The sequence below is a fragment of the Variovorax paradoxus genome, assembly GCF_024734665.1.
Lineage (GTDB): Bacteria > Pseudomonadota > Gammaproteobacteria > Burkholderiales > Burkholderiaceae_C > Variovorax.
The window spans coordinates 7,074,421-7,091,811 of record NZ_CP102931.1; the positions used below are offsets into that span (position 1 = coordinate 7,074,421).

Here is a 17,391-nt window from a genome sequence, read left to right on the forward strand (position 1 = left end):
TGCGTTATTCGGGCTTCGTGAAGGAGGACTGCAGGAAGACCTGCGTGTCGCGAGGGCCGTCCACGCGCACGCTCAGTCGGTAGACCAGCGCCTTGGGCGGCGGCGGGCGTCCCGATTCCTGGACGCTGCCGCCGCGCACGTCGGTGGTGGCGGGGGCGTAGACGCAGGTGCTCTTGCTTGCGGCGCCGGAGGTGTTGCACAGGCGGTCGATGAGGTAGCGGATCTTCACGAAATCTGCGGTCCGTTCGATGGTGTCGGATGCCTTGGCGTTGTAGAGATCGTCCTTCAGAAGCGCGAGCGGAATGCCGCGGTCGTTGGAGTCGAGCCTGACCGCGCTGTAGTTCGACGCCTTCGCGTCGTTGTAGTCGGCGCCCACGGCAGACAGGGCGCCAGTGCTGAACAGCGCCAAGGCCTTGACCCCCGCTTGCTCGCCCTGGTTGACGAGGTCGCGCTTGAAGGCAAGGTTGCCGGCACCGGAAAGTGATGTGTTCATCGAGCGCATCACCGCCACGCCGCCCGCGAGCAGGATGACAAGAACGATCAGGCAGATGAGCAGCACAACGCCGCGCTCCCGGCGCTGCCGGTGCAAGGAAGTAATCATGATTTGGGCAGCAACAGGATGTTGCGCAACGGGATGGTGAATTCGACGACGCGATAACGGTAGCGACGGTCGTCGTTCGTGAGAGTGACGGCGTCGCGTTTGAGGCCCGTGTCGCTGAACATTTCCGGAATGGTCTGCGAGACGAGGTCGCGCTCGAGGGTCGCGCTACGCAGGATCAGTCCCACGCGCACGGCGACCACCTGCCTGCTGAGCTTCCCGTCCTTCATCATGGTGCTGATGTCGAAGCCCGTAGCATCAGGTGCCTTCCACGTGTCGATGATGCCGTCCGTATTGGTGTCCAGGCCATAGAGCGCATGCATCTCCATGACGCCGTCGGCCAGGGTCTGTGGGGCGTCGGTGCCGTCGCTGCGCAGCAGGTCGTAGCTGACCAGCGTGTTGTTTGCACCGATGCTGAAGAGCTGAAACTGCACGTTGTTGGCCGCACCGTTGCCCAGCGGCGTGAAGTAAGCGCTGCCGCTGGCCGCCAGCGAGGCCAGCGTCGTGCCGACGCCTGCGGTGTAGTAGGTGCCGTTGAGCGTCGCGAGTTCGTTGTTCGCGCTGTCCACAAAGGAGGAGTCGACCTGCTCGAGCAGACAGTCCGTGGTGCCGACCTGGCTGACCAGCGCGATGTCGTTCTTCTTCAACTGCACTGTGTTGTCCAGTCGAACAATGTTGTCGCTTGCACCTGCCGAGATGATCGGGCGCGGAACATCGCCGGATGCGGCATTTCCACCCATCACCATCAGCACGTCGGACTTGCCGTCCGACGACTGCCCCTTGCCGATCAGCAGCGGTGCGACGCGCAGATCTGCGACACCGGTAGCGTTGCCGAGGAATTTCTCGAACGGCACCGGGAAAACCGTGGTGCGCGGCAGGATCGCTGTGTTGCTGCGCTTGGCCTGCAGCTTGCACCCGAATACGCCCAGGTCCCACGACTGGGTGAAGCCGGAGCCGGCGCTGCGCACTGCGCGGTCCAGCAGGTAGGCGGCGTAGGAGCCCGATTGATTGATGTCGTTGACGGACGTGGTCGTGCGCTTGGTCGATTCGCCGAAGATCACGGCGCTTGTGACTGCCAGCGTCACCACCAATGCGATGACCATGGCAACCAGAAGCTCGATCAAGGTGAGGCCGCGTTCGCGCATCGCGCGCCTGGGTTGCTGAATACTTATCAAGGCAGCTCCACATGTGTCGTGAGTTGGCTGCCCGTGCTGCGCGACGGGGCTTGCCAGGTGATAGTCACGTCGGCCGCCTTGCCTGTGCCGGCGACGTCGACCTTGCCGACGCCATTGGGCAAACCACCGGTCGTCGGCGTGGCGACACGCAGCTTCCAGGCATCCAGCGCCGCGGCCGGCACCGTGGATGATTGGTTGAGCCACATCAGCGCCACCACTTCATTGGCGAGCAGCGCCGCGCGGTTGCGGTCTTCGGCATCCACCGAGAAGCTGACGGCGCGTGCCTGCAGGCCGATCAGGCCCAGCAAGCCCAGGGAAAAGAGCAGTACTGACACCAGAACTTCAAGCAGTGCGATGCCGGCCTGGCTGCGGCGGCGGCGAGTTGTTTCGCGTGGGTGTTTCATCGCTAGGGGCAGCCGTCGGGCTGTGTGGCTGAAAGGGTTCTCGCCGGGTCGCACATGCGGACTTGCCCACCCAGCGAGACGAGGACGCGCAGCGGGCGGTCACCCGTCTTGCTGTCGCTCATCGAGATGTCGTACTGGACGGCTGCGGCTGTGCACTTCGCGCTGGTGGGGCCCGGCGTGTCGTTTGCCACGATGCGGCCGATCGAGCTGAAGCAGATGGAGATGGGGCCGGAAATCGCCACGCTGGAGCCGACATCGCGCAGGATGCCCGCTTCGACAAATGCCGCTGTTGCATCGGAGTCGGTCGGGACCACCGTGCTGATGGCCCAGTTGCTGCCTGAGGCCTTGGCTGTATAGCTGGTGGTTGTTGGCTTGTCGTCCGTGAGCGAGAACACCACTTGCCGGCTGCGGCGGGTGGCCTCTGCCTGAGCCTGCCGCAAGCCGTTCTGCAGCGAATCGCTGACCGTGCGAATCTTGTTGTTGCGTACCCAGCCGAGCATCGACGGCGCAGCGAGCGCCGCGAGCAGCCCCATGATTGCCACCACGACGATCATTTCGACCAGCGTGAACCCCCTGCGATGACGCTGGGAGAAGCTGGTTTTCAGCATGCTTGGCCCTTCTTGACGATCCAGGAAGTAGTGCAGGACGTTGTCCAGCCCGACCACGCGGAGGGCATGCCCGTCGTGGCGCGCACATTGAGTTCGGTGATGGTGTAAATAACGCCGTTGGCCGGTCCACTTCCCGTTGCCGTGAGCGTGAATTGCGTGGGCTTGAGACCGGCCGCTCCGGCGCAACTGACCACGAAGTTGCCGAACTTGCGTTTGCTCTCATCCAAATCGGCATGACAAGGCGGCAGCACCGTGGCGCTCACCTTCTCGTACGTTCGGTTGTCCTGAAAATACCTCTCCATGTCCGCACGCATGGTGGACAACCCATTCGTGCCGTCCACCACGTACCCGCGCCGCACATAGTCCTGATAGCTTGGAATCGCGATCGCTGCGAGCACGCCAATGATCGCCACCGTGATCATGATTTCGATCAGGGTGAAGCCACGAGACTGGTCACGGGAGGTGAGCCGGTTTCGAGCAGTTTGTTGTTTCATCAAAGACACCTTTAAGCCCCGCCCGGCAGAGCCGGAAACGGGTGGGAAACAATTACACAGAGTTGTTAAAGGATGTCTCTAGATGTTTGTTTTTGCAAAACCTTCCATCTCCCGGCAATGACCATTCGTCGGCAAGTCGGCCCGGCACAATCGGTCGGATGACGTCTTACGCAGCGCCCGCCAGTTCCGCTCTGCCCGCCTCCAAGGCTCTTGACGTCACCCGTACGGTTCTCGTCGCACTGCCTTTTCTCTGCCCCCTGGTCGCCGGTCCGTCCGTCAACGTGTGGCAGTTGCTGGTTTCCTGGGTTTGCCTCGCGGCGCTTCTTTTGACGGGCCCCGTCGGCTGGCCTGCTCTCGCAGTCGGAGGATGGCTGGGTCTCGGAGGCTTTCTTGTCGCACTTTCCGGGTGGGGCGCGCTGACTGCATGGGGGCCGGCCTGTCTCGCAATCGCAGGAATCGCGTCGGCGGCGAGCGTCGGCAGCGGACTGGCGCGCGACGGTCAAGCAGCTTCCTCGCTATTGGCCAAGGGCGTGCTTGTCGCCGGTCTTGTCAGCGCGGTCCTTGGTTTGCTGCAGTACTACGGTCTTGCCGAACCGCTCGTGCCGTGGACCACGTCTCCGGCCCTGGGGCAGGCCTACGGCAACCTGCGTCAGCGCAACCAGTTTGCTACGCTGATCAGCCTGGCCTGGTGTGCCGCCCTGTGGCTCTACGCCACCAGCGACGCATCGCGCGCGCGGCGCGGTCTCCTGGCAGCGGGTGGACTATTGCTGATCGCCGCCGCAGCGTCGACTTCGCGCACCGGCCTTCTGCAACTGCTGTCGATCACTGGTATAGCAGCCTTCATCGCAAGGCGAGAGCGGCAAAACGTACCGGTAGGCTCGACGGCCTCGTATTGCCTCCCGGCCCCGAAATGGCTGTTGGCGACGATCCCGTTGTACTTCTTGATCGCCTGGGTGCTTCCTCGACTGGCCGGTGGTGGCGGTGGTGCGGTCGAAAGCATGATCGAGCGCTTGAAGACCGGCGCGCCCGACGATCACAGCCGCCTGCTGCTATGGCGCAACGTGCTGGCGCTGATTTCAGAGCACCCTTGGACTGGCTGGGGCTGGGGTGAACTGGCCTTTGCTCACTACAGCACTTCGTACAGTGGTGGGCGCTTTGTCGAGATCCTCGATAACGCGCATAACCTGCCGCTGCATCTCGCGGTCGAACTCGGTATTCCCGCGGCGGTGCTGATTTGCGGCGGCTTTCTCTGGCTGATTCTTTCCGCTCGGCCATGGCACGAGCGCGACCCGGTTCGGCTCATGGGCTGGGGCATGCTCTGGGCGATCGTCCTGCACAGCCTGCTCGAATATCCACTCTGGTACGGACCGTTCCAACTGATCTTCGGACTTTGCATCGGACTGCTGTGGCCAAGCCGGAGCGCCCGATCCGTGGCAAAGGCGGCCCCGTTCGCCGCTGCGGCCCTGTTGGGTATTGCAGGCTATGCAGGCTGGGACTACGTCCGCATCAGCCAGATCTACCTGCCTCGCGAGGAGCGACTCGCGCAATATGAAGACAACACGTTGGCGAAAATCCGCAGCTCCCGGTTCTTTGCCAACCAAGTGCAATTCGCCGAACTAACGCTGACGACGGTCACGCGAGCTAATGCCGGCGCGGTGCATGAACTGGCGCGGCGCATCATGCATTTCTCGCCGGAGCCACGCGTCATCGTCAAGCTGATCGAAAGCGCTGAATTGCTCGGCCTCGAAGACGAGGCCAGGGCACAGGCGGAGCGCTTCAGGGACGCGTTCCCGTCGGATTTCGCCCGCTGGATGAGAGAGGATGCAGACGAAGGCGCCGCTCGCTAGTGGTGCGGCTACGGCGCCACCCAGCTCCCCGACTTCCCCCCATGCTTCTCCAGCACATGCACATCGTTGATCCGCATCCCCCGGTCCACCGCCTTGCACATGTCGTAGATCGTCAATAGCGCCACCTGCACCGCTGTCAAAGCCTCCATCTCCACCCCCGTCGGCCCGACAGTCTCGACGGTCGCCGTGCAGACCACTTGCGGCACGCTCCCCGCATCGGCAAGCGCAAACGCCACCGCCACCCGCGTCAACGCCAGTGGATGACACAGCGGAATCAGATCGCTCGTCTTCTTCGCAGCCTGGATCCCCGCGATCCGTGCGATGCCCAGCACGTCGCCCTTCTTCGCCGTCCCCGACTCGATCAGCGCCAGCGTCGCCGCCTGCATCTCGATGCGGCCCGTGGCAACGGCCACTCGGTGGGTTGCGGGCTTGCCGGCCACGTCGACCATGTGGGCCTGGCCCTGGGCGTCAAAATGGGTGAGAGTGCTCATGGTGAACGTTCGTTTTGAAGATGCATCATACGAGCCCGAGCCACAGACGAGGAATGCCGCGCTTGACTCTCCATCGCCCCACGAAAAGCCTGCCGATGCCTGCCTTGCGGTCGTTGTGCGCTACTTTTTTAATAGCTTCACAGGTGCTGTTGCCGGTGCCCGCGCTGGCGCAGATGCAGCAGATCCTGCCCGGGATGGGCGACGGCGGCGAGATGACCGCCAGCGCCGAGCGCCACCTCGGCGACCAGATCGCCCGCGAGCTGTATCGCGACACGGACTACATCGACGACCCGGTGATCGCTGCCTACGTACAAGACATCTGGCAGCGCCTGCTGACGGCCGCCCGCGCGCGCGGCGAGCTCACGCCCGAACTCGACGAGCGTTTCGCCTGGACCGTTTTGCTGGGCCGCGACCGCAACATCAACGCCTTCGCGCTACCCGGCGGCTACCTTGGGCTCAACCTCGGCCTGGTGGCGGTGGTCGGCAGTCGCGACGAGCTGGCCACGGTGCTCGGGCACGAGCTCTCGCACGTCACGCAGCGCCACATCTCGCGCATCATGAGCAAGCAGGGCAAGCAGATGCCGTTGATGATCGCGGGCCTGATCCTCGGGATGATCGCGGCCGGCAAGAGCCGCAACGGTGACGCAGGCCAGGCCGTGATCATGGGCAGCCAGGCGCTGTTCATGCAGAACCAGCTGAGCTTCTCGCGCGACATGGAGCGCGAGGCTGACCGCATCGGTTTCGGCGTGATGACGCAGGCGGGCTTCGCGCCGCAGGGCGCGGCCGCGATGTTCGAGAAGCTGCAGTACGCCTCGCGCCTCAACGACAACGGCTCGTACCCCTACCTGCGCAGCCACCCGCTGACGACCGAGCGCATCTCCGACATGCAGGGTCGCTTCCAGTTCCGCATGGACGCGGCGCCGCCGGTTCCGCTGGCCATGGACCACGCGATGATCGCCTCGCGCGCCCGCGTGCTGACGCGCCCGGGCGTCGACGTGCTGCGGCTCTGGATCGAATCGGCCTCCAGCGGCGAGTTCGCGAAAAGCTCACCGGCCCAGCAGGCCGGCACGCTCTACGCAGCGGCGCTGTCGGCCAAGGAAATGCGCGACTACAAGAGCGCGCGCACGCTGGTCGAACGACTGGTCGCACGTACGGCGGAAGACCCGGCCGCAGCGAAGCAGGCGCGTTGGCTCAGCGCGGAGATTGAACTCGCCGCAGGCGCGGCCCCCAAGGCAGCTGTGCTGCTCGACGCCAAGTCGAAGGAGCGGCCCGAGATGATGCTCGCCGCCGAAGCCGCCACGGCGATGCGCCAGCCCGCGCCGATGATTCCCGTGCTGCGCGACTGGGTCGCCGCGAACCCACGCGACGCCACGGCGTGGCGCACACTCGCCAATCTCTACGGTGCCCAGAACGACACGCTGCGCGCGGTGCGCGCCGATGCCGAGGCGAACGTGGCGATCCTCGACTACCCGGCCGCGCGCGACCGCTTCAAGGCCGCGCAGGAACTCGTGCGCCAGTCCAGGGTGGTCGACCACTACGAGGCGTCGATCATCGACACCCGTGCGCGGACAGTGGAGGCGTTGGTGAAAGAGCAGGCCGCGGAGCCGCCGCTGAAGTGACGCAGCGCGGCAGCCGCTGCAGATTCAGCGCTTGGACAGCAGCCCGCCCAGCGCGGACTCGATCAGCAGCCCCAGCAGCGAATACAGCAGCGAGCCGATCAGCGCGGCCAGGAAGCCGCTGACGTGAAAGCCGCCCAGCAGCCCTGACGCGGCCCAGAACAGCAGCGCGTTGATGATGAACAGGAACAGCCCGAGCGTGACGATGGTGACCGGCAGCGTCAGCACCACCAGCACCGGCCGCACGACCATGTTGAGCAGGCCGATCACCGCGGCTGCGATCAGCGCGGAGCCGAAGCTGTTGACCTGGACACCGCTGTAGAGATAGGCAACCGCCAGCAGCGCCACGGCGCTGAGCAGCCATTTGATGATGATGCGCATAGGGCGCTCAGGATACCCCAGGGCCCACAAAACAACGAGCCCCGGTGCGTTGCCGCACCGGGGCTCGTCAGGGAGACTCGTCCTGCCTTACTCGGCCAGTTCGTTCGCCAGCACCAGCAGCGCGCCCATGCCCATCACTGCGCCGGGAAAGGCCCAGCCCGATTGATGGGCCGGTGTCTGGTCGGGCGTCACCGGCTCCAGGTCGACGCCGATCTTCGGGCGGCGCGCATCGACCACGTGAACGGCCGAATGCTCGCGCTTGAGCTGTGCCGTCAGTTCGGTCAGCGGGCCCTTGGCCAGCACCGGGGTCACTTGGCCGCCATTGCGCTCCAGCAGCGGCAGCATCTGCGCCTGCACCTTGCTGAACCACTTGGCACGCCAGTTCTCGCGCGCGCTGTGGCTTACCCACTTGCTGATGCGATGCGTCATGCGCGGCGCACAGGCCACGAGCACCCAATGGCGCGCCACGACGGTGCTCGCGTCCGGAGCAAGTTCGGCGAACTGCTCGCAGGCGTAGGTGACGTCGTCGACATAAAGAATGATCTTTTCCATGGCGTGCTCCTTCAGGTAGTTAGAGTGACAGAGACTGGTTTGGACAGGAAGTTCGTGGTTGAGCAGTGACCACCGGCTCAGCCGGTCGTCACCGCCTGTTCTTCAGGCTTGTTGCGGGCGTGGCGCGCGGCCACCCACTTGCCGATTGCCAGCACCAGCAGCGCACCGGCGATACCGGCTGCGTACTTGACCACGTCGGTCTGCGGCACCTTCGGCACCCAGGTCCAGGCGGCGGCGTTTGCCAGCGCGGGGTCGGACACGGCCATCGTGCCGGCGATCCAGCCGAGCAGCATGCCGCCCAGCGTGATGATCATCGGGAAGCGGTCCATCAGCTTGATGACCAGCTGGCTGCCCCAGACGATGATCGGGATGCTCACGAGCAGGCCGAAGATCACGAGCGGCATCTGGTGGCCGTCGCCCGCGCCTTGCGCGGCACCGGCAATGGCGATCACGTTGTCGACGCTCATCACGAGGTCGGCCACGATCACGGTCTTGACCGCGCCCCACAGCTTGTCGCTGCCGGTGATGTTGCCGTGTGCGTCGTCGTGTTCAGGGGCCAGCAGCTTGACGCCGATCCACAGCAGCAGGATTGCACCCACCAGCTTCAGGAACGGAATGGCGAGCAGCGTCAGCGCGAAGAAGATCAGGATGACGCGCAGGATGATGGCGCCCGCTGTGCCCCAAAGAATGCCCTTGGTGCGTTGGGCCGGCGGCAGCTTGCGACAGGCCAGCGCGATCACCACGGCGTTGTCGCCGCCCAGCAGGATGTCGATCATGATGATCTGACCGACCGCGACCCAGAACTCCGGGGTCATGAACATTTCCATAGATTTCCTCTTTGTCTTCGCGCCCCAGCCTCTCCCTTCAGGGGCGACGACGGAAGGCGCATGTCGATGCGTTTCGATTCATCCCGTGCGGGAAGATCGAAAGCGAGGAATGAAGTCCGGGGGTGACACCGGGAGCTTGCGAACGCTTCGACCAAACCTGCACAGGTTCAAATCGAAGGTCTCGCTCGACAGCGCTCGCGCGAGTGCGCGCACGTTGCCCGGCAGGCCGGAAGTGTTTTGCTTCGTATTGACGACCTGACGATTCGCGCTGCCGTGGACAGCGGTCGGGAGCTACTCCCCTTCGTGGGGCGGATTAGAGCATCGAAGCTCGCGGCGGTGCAATCGAAAGTTTCCACGGGTTTAAAGAGAACACCTTTGAATTGCTGATGAACAGGGCGTGTGATGCTCTGTTTTTCATAGCAATCTTGTCCCTTCGGCGTTTCGGGACATTGCCGGACTATGATCGCCGTCCGCTGCTTTTTCACGTTCCATGGCTGCCATACACATCACCGACATCGAGGCCGCCATCAACCACTGGCGCGAGAAGACGCCGTCGCCCGACGGGGTCACGCTCGGCCCCGAATTGCGCGCGCTGGCCGAGGTCTACGCGCTCATGGTTTTCCATCACGAGGACGAGGTCGACGAGGTCGGTTTTCCGCCCAAGGCCTGGGCCGCGTGGATGGCTTGGTACGAGAGCACGTCCGATACGCCGTGCATCGCGATCTGCTCTACCAGCCAGGGCGATGACGAATGCAAGGGCTGCGGCCGTACCTTCGATGAAGTGCAGTTCTGGCCCGGCATGACACCCGTCGAGAAGCGCGTCACGTGGCGCCGCATCACGATGGAAGACTCGGCCTGGCGCTTCAACCGCTATGCGGAACGGGCGCGCGAGGCAGAACCGCCGCCGTCCGCCGCCGAGCCCGAGCTCGACCCCGACGACGAGAAAAACTGGGCCCCCTGACCATGCGCCGCCTCGCGCAAGCCCCCAACCTCGCGATCGCGACCGTGTGGGTGCACGCGCTGCGCGAAGAGGGCGTGGCCGCCACCGTGCAGCGCGAATTCCTCGGCGCGGTGATGGGCCAGTTGCCACCCGACCAGTGCCTGCCCGAGATCTGGATCGACGACGAGACCCAGTTCGATCTGGCCAGGAGGCTGCTGCACGAGCTGCAGCACCGTCCGCAGCGCAGTTGGCTGTGCGTATGCGGCGAGCAGGTCGAAGGCGGCTTCGAGCAGTGCTGGCAGTGCGGCGAGATGATGCCGGCGGTCTAGCCGCGCGGCATTACTTCCAGCGCAGCAGTTCGACGTCGATGCTGTTCGTGCCGTCGCCCAGCGTCAGCGTGTTTTCCTGAATGGTCGCTTGCAGCTGCATGCTGCGCTGCGCCAGCGCGGCCAGCGCTTGCGAAGCATTCGTCGGCACGCGATAGACCTTCAGGTTCTGCGGTCGCGTGAGCTTGTTCTCGATGCCGCGCCACCAGATTTCGGCGGCGTGGTTGAAGCAGTAGACGATCACCTCATCCGCCTTGCCGCAGGCCTTGATGATGGGCTTGTCTTCCGGCTGGCCGACCTCGATCCAGATCTTGACCTCGCCCGTGAAGTCGCGCAGCCACACGTCGGGCTCGTCGACGTTCGACAAGCCTGCGCCAAAGGCCAGCGTGCCGTCGCCCTGGCAGATGTCCTGCAGCTGGTGCGCATTGAGCGCGAGCGCGACGAGCCGGATCATCATCCGCTCGTCGGTTTCGCTCGGGTGGCGCGCCAGGGTCAGCGCATGGTCGGCGTAGTAGCCGTGGTCGATGTCGGCCACCGCGAGGGTGGCTTTGAAGATGGTGGACTTGAGGGCCATCAGATGCGCTTGGCCAGCTCGGCAGCCTTGCCGACGTAGCTGGCCGGCGTCATCGCCAGCAGGCGGGCCTTTTCGTCTTCCGGAATCTCCAGCGAGCGGATCAGCCCGTGCAGCGCCTCGGCCGTCACGGTCTTGCCGCGCGTCACTTCCTTCAGTTGCTCGTAGGCGCCCTGCACGCCGAAGCGGCGCATCACGGTCTGGATCGGCTCGGCCAGCACTTCCCACGAGGCGTCGAGGTCTTCGGCCAGCGCTTCCTCGTTGAGTTCGAGTTTGCCCAGGCCGGTGGCCAGGCTGGCGTAGGCCAGCGTGGCATAGCCGAAGGCCACGCCGATGTTGCGCAGCACCGTGCTGTCGGTCAGGTCGCGCTGCCAGCGGCTGATGGGCAGCTTCTCGCTCAGGTGGCGCAGCACCGCGTTGGCCAGGCCCAGGTTGCCTTCGGCGTTCTCGAAGTCGATCGGGTTGACCTTGTGCGGCATCGTCGAGGAGCCGATCTCGCCCTTCTTCAGCCGCTGCTTGAAGTAGCCCAGGCTCACGTAGCCCCAGATGTCGCGCGAGAAGTCGATCAGGATCGTGTTGGCGCGGGCCACCGCGTCGAACAGCTCGGCCATGTAGTCGTGCGGCTCGATCTGGATGCTGTACGGCTGGAAGCTCAGACCCAGACCCAGCGGCGCGGGCGTCTCGATGACCTTGCGGCTGAAGGCCTCCCAGTCGAAATCGGGCCAGGCGGCCAGATGGGCGTTGTAGTTGCCGACCGCGCCGTTCATCTTGCCCAGCAGCTGCACCGAGGCAATCTGCGCACGAGCCTTCGACAGGCGCACCGTCACGTTGGCGATTTCCTTGCCGACCGTGGTCGGGCTGGCGGTCTGGCCGTGCGTGCGCGACAGCATCGACACGTTGGCGAACTGGTGCGCCATTTCGCGCAGCTTGGTGATCAGGCCGTCGATGGCCGGCAGCACCACCTTGTCGCGCGCGGCCTGGATCTGCAGGGCGTGGCTGGTGTTGTTGATGTCTTCGCTGGTGCAGGCGAAGTGCACGAACTCGGCGGCTGCGAGCAGCTCGGGCCGGGCTTCGAACTTGGACTTGATCCAGTATTCGACCGCCTTCACGTCGTGGTTGGTGGTTTTCTCGATTTCCTTGATGGCCAGCGCGTCGGCCTCGGAAAAGTGCGACACCAGGCCCAGCAGGTACTTGCGGGCGCCGCCCGTCAGGGGCTTGAATTCGGCGAAGCCGCAGTCGGACAGCGCAATGAACCACGCCACCTCGACTTGCACGCGCCGGTGCATATAGCCCTGTTCGCTCATCAGCGGACGCAACGCCGCGAGTTTGGCCGCGTAACGGCCATCAAGGGGGGAAAGGGCGGAAACGGTGGAAAAGCTCATGCCCGAATTTTAGGCGGCCGGCGGTCCGTGGGGCGGTACCGACACATTGGGGTCGATTTGGGGCTCTGGTTTTCCCGTTCACCTAAAATGACTATTAACAAACGTCTTCAAAGTTAGGGAGAGAGCCTTCATGAAACTGATCGGATCCGCCGCCAGCCCTTATGTGCGCAAGGTGCGCGTGGTGCTGGCCGAAAAGCGGCTCGATTACCAGTTCGTGATCGAAGACGTCTGGGCTGCCGACACCACGATCTCCAACTCCAACCCGCTCGGCAAGGTCCCCTGCCTGATCATGGAAGGCGGCGAGGCGATGTTCGACTCCCGTGTGATCGTCGAATACCTGGATACCCTGTCGCCGGTCGGCAAGCTGATTCCGCAGCAGGGCCGCGAGCGCGCCGAGGTCAAGACCTGGGAGGCGCTGGCCGATGGCGTCATGGACGCTGGCGTGCTCTGGCGCCTGGAAGCCACCTGGGCCGGCCGCAACGACGGCGAGCGCAGCGCAGCCTGGATCGAGCGCCAGCGCACCAAGGTCGAGGACGGCGTCGCCGCCATGTCCAAGGGCCTGGGAGACAAGCCCTTCTGCAGCGGCATCCACCTGAGCCTGTCGGACATCGCGGTGGGCTGCACGCTGGGCTGGCTGGACCTGCGCTTCCCCGAAATCGACTGGCGCGGCGACCACGGCAACCTCGCGAAGCTGTTCGACAAGCTGATGCTGCGGCCCAGCTTCATCGACACCAAGCCCTGAGAAACGAGCCCTGAAGAAAGGCGCCGCACGGCGCCTTTTTCTTTTCGGCTTCTTCAGCGCTTGCGCAGCGTGTACTGCACCACGTCGATGTTCGCCTGCGAGAACGCGGCCTCGCAGTAGGCCAGGTAGAACTCCCAGATGCGCATGAAGCGCTCGTCGAAACCCAGCTGCAGGATGCGGCCGCGCTGCCCGAGGAAGCTCTCGCGCCAGCGGCGCAGCGTCTCGGCGTAGTCGGCACCGAAGGCGAATTCGTCCACCACCTCCAGCCCCGCGGCCTCGGCCTCGCGGCGGAACTCGCGCGGGCAGGGCAGGCAGCCGCCCGGGAAGATGTACTGCTGGATGAAGTCGGTCGAGTCGATGTAGCGGTCGAACAGCAAATCGTCGATCACGATGCTCTGCACGCAGGCGCGGCCGCCCGGCTTGAGCAGCCGGCTCACGCTCTGGAAGTAGGTCGGCCAGTACGCGCGGCCCACGGCTTCCACCATTTCGATGGAGCACACCGCGTCAAAGGGCGTGTCAGCGATGTCGCGGTAGTCCTGCAGGCGCAGGTCGGTGGCCAGCCCGGCGGTGCGCTCGCGGGCGTAGGCGAGCTGCTCGGTCGATAGCGTCACGCCTGTCACCGAGGCGCCGAAGTCCGTCGCCGCCATCTCGGCCAGCGCGCCCCAGCCGCAGCCGATTTCGAGCACGCGGTCGCCGGGTTGCACGGCCGCCAGCTCGAGCGCGCGGCGCACCTTGGCACGCTGCGCCTCGAGCATCGGCTTCGAGAGGTCGCCCTCGAACCAGGCCGACGAGTAGTTCATCGTCTCGTCGAGCCAGAGTTTGTAGAACGCGTTGCCCAGGTCGTAGTGCGCGTGGATGTTGCGCGAGCTGCCCGCCTTGCTGTTGCGGTTCATGAGGTGCCGCACGCGATACAGCAGGCGGCCGGGCCAGCTGCCGTACACCACGTCTTCGATGGCGCGGCGATTGGCGATGAACACCTTGATCAGCTCGGTCAGGTTGGGCGTGGTCCAGTCGCCGGCGATGTAGCTCTCGGCAAAGCCGATGTCGCCCGACTTGAGCGCGGCCTTGCAGGCGTTCCAGTTGCGCAGCGTGAGCGAGGCCGTGGGGCCGCTGCCCGGCGTGGCACCGAAGTGCCGCACCGAGTCGTCGGGCAGGCGCACGGTGAGCGAACCATGGGCCAGCCGCTGCAGCAGGCCGAGCACGGTGCGCGCGGCGGCGGGCGCGCCCTGGGGCAGCGAGAAGCGGGACGCGGTTGTTGTGGACGTCATGGATTCACCTGCTGCTGGTGGTTGTCGCGTGAAACGAAGTGCGTGGGCGGCGCCGGCTTGGCGACCAGAGGAACACGCTTGACCCACAGCTTCACGGCCTGCCAGTGGATGCGCGCGATCAGCCCGAAGGTCATGGCCGGATAGCGCCACAGCGCGCGCCGCACGCTGGCCGCGGTCATGGGACCGAGTTCGCCGCTCACGCTGGTCTGCAGCAGCGGGCCGTCGGTGTCATCGTGGTCGATGCGCACCACCGTATGTGCGCGGTCGGCATCGACGAAGAAGCGAAAGCGGTAGCTGCCGTCGACGCGGCAGAAAGGCGAGACGTGGAAGGCCTTGGTCGCCTGGAGCTCCGCACCGTACACCGGGCGGTCCAGCAGGTAGCAATGGCGCTCGCCGAAGGTGTTGTTGACCTCGACCACGATGGCCCGCAGCACGCCTTCGGGCGTGTGGCAGTACCAGAAGCTCACCGGCTTGAAGGTGTAGCCGAACACGCGCGGGTAGCAGTGCAGCCAGGCTTCGCCGCCGGCGTCGTGGATCTGGTGGGCGGCCAGCAGCTCGTCGAGCCAGGCCAACGCGCCGCCTTGTGCGGGCGGCCGGCCGTCGCCGTGATCGACGTCGTGAAAAGAGATGGCGGCCGCGCGGTTGAGCGCCACGGCTTTGCTGCCGTGCTCGCGCAGGGCGCGCATCGGCAGCATCAGGAAGTAGGTCGGATAGACGAAGGCATTGCGCGCCGGGCGCAGGCGTGTGTGGCGGACCTCGCCGAAGCCCATCAGCGGCACGGCCTGTGTCGGTGTCATGCCGCAAGCCTCGCCGTCGCGTTTTCGCCTGCGGACAGCCGTGCGCGCAGGCCCTCGGCCACGGCCAGACCGGCTTTCAGGCCGTCTTCGTGGAAGCCGTAGCCCATCCACGCGCCGGCGAACCAGGTGTTGCGCTGGCCTTGCAGGGCGGGAACCTCGGCCTGCGCTCGGATCGTGGCAAGGTCGAGCACCGGGTGGTCGTAGTCGTATTCGGCCATGACCTGACTACGCTGGATTTCGCGCACCGGATTCAACGAAACGACGACCGGTTGTTCCCAGGGCAGCGGCTGCAGCTTGTTCAGCAGGTAGTGCAGGCAGACGCGGCCCGATTCGCGCTCGCCGGCTCGTTCGTAGTCGGCGCGCTCGTAGTTCCAGGCGGCCCAGGCCGCGCGGCACTGCGGCAGCACCGAGGCGTCGGTGTGGAGCACGGCATGGTTCGACTGGTAGCGGATCGCGTCCAGCACCGAAGCCTCGGCGGGGCTCGCGTCGCGCAGCATGGCGAGCGACTGGTCGGAGTGCGTGGCCAGCACGACGTGGTCGAAGCGCTCGACGCCTGCGTCGGTGGTCACCAGCACCCCGGCGTCGCTGCGCGTGATGCTGCGCACGGGGGTGTTCAGTCGCTTGTCGGGCAAGGCCGCGACGATCTTCTCGACGTAGTGCCGCGAGCCGCCGCGCACGGTGCGCCACTGCGGCCGGTTGGCGATCTGGATCAGGCCGTGGTTGTGGCAGAAGCGGATCATGGTTGCGACCGGGAATCTCAGCATCCGCGTGGTCGAGCAGCTCCAGATGCAGCCCATCATCGGCAGGAAATACCACTCGCGAAACGCCGTGCCGAAGCAGTGGGCGTCGAGGAATTCGCCCAGCGGCTGGGCCATTTCGCCCTCGGTGCCGGCCTCGGCGATACGCGTCGTCAGGCGGTTGAAGCGCAGCAGATCGCCGAGCATTCCCAGGAAGCGGCGGTTGAAGAGGTTGCGCCGCTGGGCGAACACGGTGCCGAGGCTGTTGCCGCTCCACTCCAGCCGGCCGCCACCGTTGTCGCGCGCGGCCTGGACCGAGAACGACATGTCGGACGCGGCCGTCTCGACGCCGAGTTCGGCAAGAAGACGGATCAGGTTCGGGTAGGTGCGGTCGTTGTAGACCAGGAAGCCGGTGTCGACGCCATGGGCGACGCGGGTGGTGTCGGTGGAGGAGCGTGGAAGCTCGATCGTTGCCGTATGGGCGTGACCACCGAAGTAGTCACTGGCTTCGAAGAGGGTGACGGCGGCCGCGTCGCGCAGTGAATGCGCTGCGGCCAATCCTGAGATGCCGGCGCCGATGACGGCGATGCGAGGGGGCCGCGTCATCGCGAAACCCCAACCCGGCGGGAAGACAAAAATGCTGCGAGGCGCCCCGACGCGAAGGAGGGAGGGAGGGAGGAGGAGAAGAATCGCCTCGGGATTTCGACCAGACGGCAGGCGCCCGGAAGACCTCGCAACATGAAAACTGCTGGGCAATCACTGCCCACGCAAGTTAGGAGCGCGACATCCGCGGCACGGTTCCCGCGCGTTTGGTAAACGTTTGTGACGCCGAGTTCACGATGATTTAGACGCATCGGTAAATAATATTACCGATTCGTTTTCTTGTGAACTGCTCAGTCTCAATTTGGCCCGAGCTGCTTCTCGATGACGTTCACGAAGCCGTTTTCATCGGGCGCCGTCATGCTCGACCACGCCTGCACGACCTTGCCGTCGCGCCCGATCAGGTACTTGTAGAAGTTCCACTTCGGCGTGGTGCCGGAGGCCTGTGCGAGCTCCTTGAACAGCGGGTTCGCCTCGGTGCCGCGCACAGAAGACTTGGCGAACATCGGGAATTTCACGCCGAAGGTGCTTTCGCAGAAGTCGGCAATTTCCTTGTTGGAGCCCGATTCCTGGGAGAAATCGTTGGACGGGAAGCCCAGCACCACGAGCCCGCGCGAGCGGTATTTCATGTCCAGCGACTCCAGCCCCTTGTATTGCGGAGTGAATCCGCAGAAGCTGGCCGTATTGACCACCAAAACCACCTTGCCGGAGTACTGGCACAAAGATTGGGGTTTTTCATCCTGCAGCCGCGGGAAGGTGTGTTGCAGGATCGCCGGGCATCCTGCGGCCTCTGTCGGAGCGGGCGCGGCGGACGCCGTCTGGGCGTGGGCGGGAAGGGTCGAAAAGAGGCTCGCCACGAGGGAAATCGCGGGGGCGCAGCGCCAGAGCGTCGACAATCGGAAGAGGGTTCGCATGGCGGGCTCCTGGGTCAAAAAGGGGGGTGTGCATCCGTGCCGCAACGGCGCACGTATTCGCATCATCGCGCGTCTGTCATGGTCGCGCCAAACTGGCCGACTAAAATCGGCGGCCATAGAA

Annotated in this window: 20 protein-coding genes; 5 read left to right on the forward strand and 15 right to left on the reverse strand. The window is 65.1% G+C overall.

Features of this window, described 5'->3' with window-relative positions:
- Positions 1-4: 4 nt before the first annotated feature.
- From NWF24_RS33120 to NWF24_RS33140, 5 genes are read right to left on the reverse strand one after another with little or no spacing between them, the layout of a single operon-like run.
- Complete coding sequence (locus tag NWF24_RS33120) at positions 5-601, reverse strand: pilus assembly PilX family protein (protein WP_258352206.1); 597 nt, start codon at positions 599-601, stop codon at positions 5-7.
- Positions 598-1,743, reverse strand: coding sequence for a PilW family protein (locus tag NWF24_RS33125; RefSeq protein ID WP_258352207.1), 1,146 nt, complete (start codon positions 1,741-1,743; stop codon positions 598-600). The genes NWF24_RS33120 and NWF24_RS33125 overlap by 4 nt, the downstream gene beginning before the upstream one ends.
- Before the next feature lie 26 nt (positions 1,744-1,769).
- Positions 1,770-2,177, reverse strand: a complete 408-nt coding sequence (locus tag NWF24_RS33130) for a fimbrial assembly protein (RefSeq protein WP_258352208.1) — start codon at positions 2,175-2,177, stop codon at positions 1,770-1,772.
- Between the two features lie 2 nt (positions 2,178-2,179).
- Positions 2,180-2,785 carry a prepilin-type N-terminal cleavage/methylation domain-containing protein gene (locus NWF24_RS33135; RefSeq protein WP_258352209.1) on the reverse strand — a complete coding sequence of 202 codons (606 nt, stop codon included), beginning with the start codon at positions 2,783-2,785 and terminating at the stop codon, positions 2,180-2,182.
- The gene (locus NWF24_RS33140) at positions 2,779-3,279 is read right to left on the reverse strand and encodes a type IV pilin protein (RefSeq protein ID WP_258352210.1); all 501 of its coding nucleotides are present in this window, start codon (positions 3,277-3,279) and stop codon (positions 2,779-2,781) included. The genes NWF24_RS33135 and NWF24_RS33140 overlap by 7 nt, the downstream gene beginning before the upstream one ends.
- Positions 3,280-3,437: 158 nt before the next feature.
- Here NWF24_RS33140 and NWF24_RS33145 point away from each other — a divergent pair, with 158 nt between their 5' ends.
- Positions 3,438-5,126: a PglL family O-oligosaccharyltransferase gene (locus tag NWF24_RS33145; protein ID WP_258352211.1), complete on the forward strand. Its 1,689-nt coding sequence runs from the start codon at positions 3,438-3,440 to the stop codon at positions 5,124-5,126.
- An 8-nt stretch (positions 5,127-5,134) separates the two neighbouring features.
- Here the strand turns inward: NWF24_RS33145 and moaC are convergent, their stop codons facing one another.
- The gene (gene moaC / locus NWF24_RS33150) at positions 5,135-5,617 is read right to left on the reverse strand and encodes a cyclic pyranopterin monophosphate synthase MoaC (protein ID WP_258352212.1); all 483 of its coding nucleotides are present in this window, start codon (positions 5,615-5,617) and stop codon (positions 5,135-5,137) included.
- Positions 5,618-5,670: 53 nt separating this feature from the next.
- On the opposite strand from moaC, the gene NWF24_RS33155 reads away from it, so the two are divergent.
- On the forward strand, positions 5,671-7,236 hold the full coding sequence (locus NWF24_RS33155; protein WP_258352213.1) for a M48 family metalloprotease: 1,566 nt from the start codon (positions 5,671-5,673) through the stop codon (positions 7,234-7,236).
- A 24-nt stretch (positions 7,237-7,260) separates the two neighbouring features.
- Here NWF24_RS33155 and NWF24_RS33160 read toward each other — a convergent pair whose 3' ends face one another.
- The 3 genes from NWF24_RS33160 to NWF24_RS33170 all read right to left on the reverse strand — a co-directional run bounded on the left by NWF24_RS33160 (position 7,261) and on the right by NWF24_RS33170 (position 8,993).
- On the reverse strand, positions 7,261-7,614 hold the full coding sequence (locus tag NWF24_RS33160; RefSeq protein WP_093076271.1) for a phage holin family protein: 354 nt from the start codon (positions 7,612-7,614) through the stop codon (positions 7,261-7,263).
- An 87-nt stretch (positions 7,615-7,701) separates the two neighbouring features.
- On the reverse strand, positions 7,702-8,166 hold the full coding sequence (locus tag NWF24_RS33165) for a hypothetical protein (RefSeq protein ID WP_093055263.1): 465 nt from the start codon (positions 8,164-8,166) through the stop codon (positions 7,702-7,704).
- Positions 8,167-8,243: 77 nt separating this feature from the next.
- Positions 8,244-8,993 carry a TerC family protein gene (locus tag NWF24_RS33170; protein ID WP_093055265.1) on the reverse strand — a complete coding sequence of 250 codons (750 nt, stop codon included), beginning with the start codon at positions 8,991-8,993 and terminating at the stop codon, positions 8,244-8,246.
- 490 nt (positions 8,994-9,483) lie between these two features.
- Between NWF24_RS33170 and NWF24_RS33175 the strand changes: the two genes are divergently transcribed.
- Both NWF24_RS33175 and NWF24_RS33180 read left to right on the forward strand, forming a co-directional pair.
- Entirely contained in the window at positions 9,484-9,954 is a 471-nt protein-coding gene (locus NWF24_RS33175) for a DUF3717 domain-containing protein (RefSeq protein WP_258352214.1), read from the forward strand.
- Positions 9,955-9,956: 2 nt separating this feature from the next.
- Positions 9,957-10,262 carry a putative signal transducing protein gene (locus tag NWF24_RS33180; protein ID WP_258352215.1) on the forward strand — a complete coding sequence of 102 codons (306 nt, stop codon included), beginning with the start codon at positions 9,957-9,959 and terminating at the stop codon, positions 10,260-10,262.
- A 10-nt stretch (positions 10,263-10,272) separates the two neighbouring features.
- On the opposite strand, the gene NWF24_RS33185 is transcribed toward NWF24_RS33180, so the two are convergent.
- Both NWF24_RS33185 and purB read right to left on the reverse strand, forming a co-directional pair.
- On the reverse strand, positions 10,273-10,833 hold the full coding sequence (locus tag NWF24_RS33185) for a YaeQ family protein (protein WP_258352216.1): 561 nt from the start codon (positions 10,831-10,833) through the stop codon (positions 10,273-10,275).
- A complete protein-coding gene (gene purB / locus NWF24_RS33190) occupies positions 10,833-12,212 on the reverse strand; it encodes an adenylosuccinate lyase (protein ID WP_258352217.1) in 1,380 nt (459 codons plus the stop codon). The genes NWF24_RS33185 and purB overlap by 1 nt, the downstream gene beginning before the upstream one ends.
- Positions 12,213-12,342: 130 nt before the next feature.
- On the opposite strand from purB, the gene NWF24_RS33195 reads away from it, so the two are divergent.
- The gene (locus NWF24_RS33195; protein ID WP_093174417.1) at positions 12,343-12,954 is read left to right on the forward strand and encodes a glutathione S-transferase N-terminal domain-containing protein; all 612 of its coding nucleotides are present in this window, start codon (positions 12,343-12,345) and stop codon (positions 12,952-12,954) included.
- 53 nt (positions 12,955-13,007) lie between these two features.
- Here the strand turns inward: NWF24_RS33195 and NWF24_RS33200 are convergent, their stop codons facing one another.
- The 4 genes from NWF24_RS33200 to NWF24_RS33215 all read right to left on the reverse strand — a co-directional run bounded on the left by NWF24_RS33200 (position 13,008) and on the right by NWF24_RS33215 (position 17,270).
- Positions 13,008-14,222, reverse strand: a complete 1,215-nt coding sequence (locus NWF24_RS33200; protein WP_258352218.1) for an SAM-dependent methyltransferase — start codon at positions 14,220-14,222, stop codon at positions 13,008-13,010.
- Positions 14,219-15,019, reverse strand: coding sequence for a DUF1365 domain-containing protein (locus tag NWF24_RS33205; protein WP_258352219.1), 801 nt, complete (start codon positions 15,017-15,019; stop codon positions 14,219-14,221). The genes NWF24_RS33200 and NWF24_RS33205 overlap by 4 nt, the downstream gene beginning before the upstream one ends.
- A complete protein-coding gene (locus tag NWF24_RS33210) occupies positions 15,016-16,362 on the reverse strand; it encodes an NAD(P)/FAD-dependent oxidoreductase (RefSeq protein ID WP_258352220.1) in 1,347 nt (448 codons plus the stop codon). The genes NWF24_RS33205 and NWF24_RS33210 overlap by 4 nt, the downstream gene beginning before the upstream one ends.
- Positions 16,363-16,655: 293 nt before the next feature.
- Positions 16,656-17,270, reverse strand: coding sequence for a glutathione peroxidase (locus NWF24_RS33215; RefSeq protein ID WP_258352221.1), 615 nt, complete (start codon positions 17,268-17,270; stop codon positions 16,656-16,658).
- Between the last annotated feature and the right edge of the window lie 121 nt (positions 17,271-17,391).